Annotated in this window: 5 protein-coding genes; 1 reads left to right on the top strand and 4 read right to left on the bottom strand. The window is 61.2% G+C overall.

The annotated features are described in order from the left end of the window. The 3 genes from zapE to ACE04F_RS11405 all read right to left on the bottom strand — a co-directional run. Positions 1–1,073: cell division protein ZapE (zapE, locus tag ACE04F_RS11415; RefSeq protein ID WP_486106748.1), on the bottom strand; the 1,073-nt coding region annotated here is incomplete at its 3' end. 100 nt (positions 1,074–1,173) lie between these two features. Beyond that, complete coding sequence (locus ACE04F_RS11410; protein WP_486106746.1) at positions 1,174–2,529, bottom strand: tryptophan--tRNA ligase; 1,356 nt, start codon at positions 2,527–2,529, stop codon at positions 1,174–1,176. Positions 2,530–2,553: 24 nt separating this feature from the next. Next, complete coding sequence (locus ACE04F_RS11405) at positions 2,554–3,183, bottom strand: alpha/beta hydrolase (RefSeq protein ID WP_486106768.1); 630 nt, start codon at positions 3,181–3,183, stop codon at positions 2,554–2,556. Positions 3,184–3,331: 148 nt separating this feature from the next. On the opposite strand from ACE04F_RS11405, the gene ACE04F_RS11400 reads away from it, so the two are divergent. Beyond that, a complete protein-coding gene (locus ACE04F_RS11400; protein WP_305496666.1) occupies positions 3,332–3,769 on the top strand; it encodes a Z-ring associated ZapG family protein in 438 nt (145 codons plus the stop codon). A gap of 283 nt (positions 3,770–4,052) precedes the next feature. Here ACE04F_RS11400 and ACE04F_RS11395 read toward each other — a convergent pair. After that, the coding region (locus ACE04F_RS11395; RefSeq protein ID WP_486106744.1) for an OmpA family protein at positions 4,053–4,287 on the bottom strand (235 nt) is incomplete at its 5' end.

Below are 4,287 nucleotides of genomic sequence, written 5' to 3'. Positions count from 1 at the left end.
AGGAATTCGTGGGATTGCATTTCCAGCAGGCGGCTGAGGGTCCGCTGGAATTCGAAGTTCAGGCGACCGCCGGTGTAGAGGTCCTTGAGCTCGACTTCAGCCGAGATGATCAGCTTTACGTTGCGGTCGTAGAATTCGTCGACCATGTTGATGAAACGGCGGGCGATGTCATCGGTGGTGACGCTCATCTGCTCGACGCCGCTGAGCAGTACGGCGTGGAAGATCTTGCCCAGCTCGATGTAGTCGTTCTGGCTGCGGGGGCCGTCGCACAGTTCACGGAAGTCGAACCAGGCCACGTCGTCGCAGGTGCGGATCGCGCGGATTTCGCGATTCTCGATGATCAGCACATCGTTCTCCACCGCCTGGGTGCATTCCGGCGTCAAGGCGCGGAAGCTCTTGCGCAGGCTTTCTTCGGCGGCGGCATCCAGCGGGAAATGGAACAGCTCCGCTTGCTCAAGGTGACGCAGGCGATAGTCCACGCCGCTGTCGACGTTGACGACTTCGGTGTGCTCCTTGATCAGCTTGATCGCCGGCAGGAAGCGCGCCCGTTGCAGACCGTCCTTGTACAAGCCGTCGGGGACGATGTTCGAGGTGGCGACCAGGGTCACGCCGTTCTTGAACAGCTCTTCCATCAGCGTGCCAAGGATCATCGCGTCGGTGATATCGGAAACGAAAAACTCATCGAAGCAGATCACCCGAGTCTCGGCGGCGAAGCGCTTGGCAATGATGGTCAACGGGTTCTTTTCGCCGCCCAGGGTCTTCATTTCTTCGTGCACGCGCTTCATGAAGCGGTGGAAGTGCGTCCGGGTCTTTTCCTTGAACGGCAGCGCTTCGAAGAAGGTATCCACCAGGTAAGTCTTGCCACGACCGACACCACCCCAGAAGTACAGACCCTTGACCGGCGTCTGGTCCTTTTTGCCGAACAGTTTGCCCAACAAGCCCGGCTTGTTGTTCGACGCGGCGACCAGGTCGTCGTACAGGCGCTGCAAGTGCCGCACGGCCGTTTCCTGGGCTGCGTCGTGGAAGAATTCCGGGCGTTTCAGATCAGCTTGATATCGTTCTAGAGGCGTCATATTCGTTAGCAAGGCAACAAAAACGGGCCGTCACTGTAGCGATGGCCCAGAGGAATGGCAATCGGCCCTTATTCGGGCCGATGGTCGGGAACGCCTTCAATCAATCCTGGGCAGGCGTCAGTGCCACGCGCAACGCATCGATGGCCGCCTCTCGGGCGGCACTGTCGCCAAAGGCCGGGCTGTGGGCCACGCATTCGCCGTCGAGCCAGACGCTGAAACTCAGTTCATCGCTGCGTACGTCCAAGGGCTGGCCGGATTGCAATTGCTTGGTCACCTGACCGGCAGCCTTGCCGTCGGCGAAGTTGTTCGAAAGCAACAACTGCTCGCCATCGGCAGAAAGCAGGCGGAAGCGGAAACTGCCGTCATCGTCGCGGAAGCTGACGAAGCGTGCTGCCTTGGCCGCTTTCTTTTTGGTCTGCGTCGCTACTTGCACCTGGCTGACGAAGGATCGCAGGCCAACTGCCTCGCGCAGTTCATTAAGGAACGGCGTTGCTACGGCCCGGGCTTTTTTCGCGCCCAGTTGCAGGATGTCTTCAAGGTCGGCAGGGCGTTCGATCAACTGGTGGTACCGCTCGCGCGCTTCACCCAATTGGTCGTCGAGCAGTTGGAACAGACGATTTTTCGCCTCGCCCCAACCCAGGCCTTGAAGCAATTCGCTACGGAACGCGGCGCACTGCTCGGCCGTGGCGAAGGCCTGGAACAGCGTGAACAGGTGCGAGTTGTCCGGGTCCTTGGCTTCGCCCGGCGCGCGCGAGTCGGTGACGATCCGCGAGATCGCGTCCTTCATGTCCTTGGCGCTGCTGAACAACGGAATGGTGTTGTCGTAGCTCTTGGACATCTTGCGGCCATCGAGGCCCGGCAGCGTGGCGACGCTTTCCTCGATCAGCGCCTCGGGCATGGTGAAGAACTCCCTGCCCTTGCCGAACAGGTGGTTGAAGCGCTGACCGATGTCCCGCGCCATTTCCACGTGCTGGATCTGGTCACGACCGACCGGCACCTTGTGGGCGTTGAACATCAGGATGTCGGCTGCCATGAGGATCGGGTAGCTGTAGAGTCCCATGGTGACGCCGGCGTCCGGGTCTTCGCCGGTCTCGACGTTCTTGTCCACCGACGCCTTGTAGGCGTGGGCACGGTTGAGCAGGCCCTTGGCGGCGACGCAGGTCAGCAGCCAGGTCAGTTCCGGGATTTCGGGAATATCGGACTGGCGATAGAACGTCACGCGGTCCACGTCCAGGCCACCGGCCAGCCAGGTCGCGGCGATTTCCAGGCGCGAGCGCTGGATGCGTAGCGGTTCATCACATTTGATCAGGGCGTGGTAATCGGCCAGGAAATAGAACGAATCGGCATTGCTTTCGCGGCTGGCGAGGATCGCCGGACGGATGGCGCCGGCGTAATTGCCCAGGTGCGGGGTGCCGGTGGTGGTGATGCCGGTCAGGATACGGGTACGAGTCGTCATGGGTTATCGCTTGTCAGACTGCTGTCAATTCGAGAGGCGCGGCAGGAGCAGATCCTTGAGATCAGTCAGCTTGCCATGAAAAAAGTGTCCGCATTCTGCCACTTTCAGCAGCTCATGGGGGCGCTGGAGCGCGTCGGACCATGTGTAGACAAGTTCGGGATCGACCACTTCGTCGGTTTCCGGCTGGATCACGGTCAGTTCGCCGCTGGTCGGCAGGGGCGCTTGCGCATCCAGGCGCATGACCGCCGGAGCAACCATGAACAGGTGCTTGAGCGCCTGGCCTTGGGCTTCCAGGCGTCCGCCAAGGGTGGCGGCGACGAAGCCGCCGAAGGAAAAACCAAACAGGGTCAGCGGCAGGTCCGGGTATTTTTCCAGCAACCAGGCGGCCGCGGCCTGGGCATCGTCCACTTCGCCGGTGCCCATGTCATGGCTGCCGGCACTGGCGCCGACGCCGCGATAATTGAAACGCAACGTAACCAGGCCGGCGTCGCGGGCGGTGCGTTGCAGGGTCGAGACCACTTTGTTGAGCATGGTCCCGCCCTGTACCGGGTTGGGATGGCAGATCAGCGCCAGGCCACGGGGCCCTTCGCTGTCCAGGTACAAGGCTTCCAGTTGGCCGACCGGGCCATCGATGACTACAGGGGTTTCGCGCATAAGCAAGGGAAAGAACTCCGTGACCCCGAATAGGGTCGACTCGTCTAGCTAAAAGTCTGTGCCTGGCATGATTGCGATGTTCTTCGCGGTATACAGCGCAGGTCCGAGCCGTTAACGTAAAGCAAAGCCGTTTATAGAGGAAGGACTCGTGGAACACTCGCTCTTAGTTTGGCTTTTGCCGACTCTTGCCCTGGTTGCCGGTGTCGCCATTGGTTTCCTGATTGCCCGACTGCTGCCTAACGCGGTGCCCAACAGCACCCAACGTCAGCTCGACGACATCCAGGAACGTTTCGACAGTTACCAGAATGAAGTGGTGACCCACTTCAACAGCACCGCTTCCCTGGTGAAAAAGCTCACCCAGAGCTACCAGGAAGTCCAGGATCATCTGTCCGAGGGCGCCAACCGCCTGGCCCTGGACGAGCAGACGCGCCAGCGCCTGCTGGCCGCCCTGCAAGCCGACACGGCGCAGACGCCACGGGAGCGCCTGACCCCGCCCAAAGGGATCCAGGAACCGCCACGGGACTACGCCCCCAAGGCCCCGAACTCCCCGGGGATGCTGGATGAGCATTACGGTCTGAAGAAGTAATTTTCCAGCAACACCAAAAAGCTCGCCCGATCGCATGATCGGGCGGGCTTTTTTTCGATTTTTTTCTACCGCGATTTGCTTCCCTGTGGCGAGGGAGCTTGCTCCCGCTGGCATGCGCAGCAGGCCCGGAACCGGCCAATGCGGTGTATCTGGAGGATTGAGGTGAATGGTCTGGGGGCCGCTTCGCTGCCCAGCGAGAGCAAGCTCCCTCGCCACAGAAGACCGAACGTCAGTCACAAAGGGGGCCATGTTTCCATGCCCCCGTTTCCATAGCGCCCAGCGCTTATGGATATTGCTGGTAAGTCTGCCCCTGCTGCTGCGGCGCCTGGTACTGCTGCCCCGGAATCGCCTTGAGGTTGACTTCGACCCGACGGTTTTGCGCACGGCCATTGACATCGGCGTTGCTCGCCACCGGGTTGTCAGGGCCGGCGCCACGGGCTGAGAGGTTGGCACCGCTGACGCCTTGGGACGTCAGGTAGGTCGCCACGCTCTGCGCGCGGCGCTGGGACAGGTCCATG

It is taken from the genome of Pseudomonas sp. AGC41, assembly GCF_057334555.1.
The sequence above is the reverse complement of the archived record's forward strand: the minus strand, read 5'-3'. Positions and strand labels throughout refer to the sequence as shown.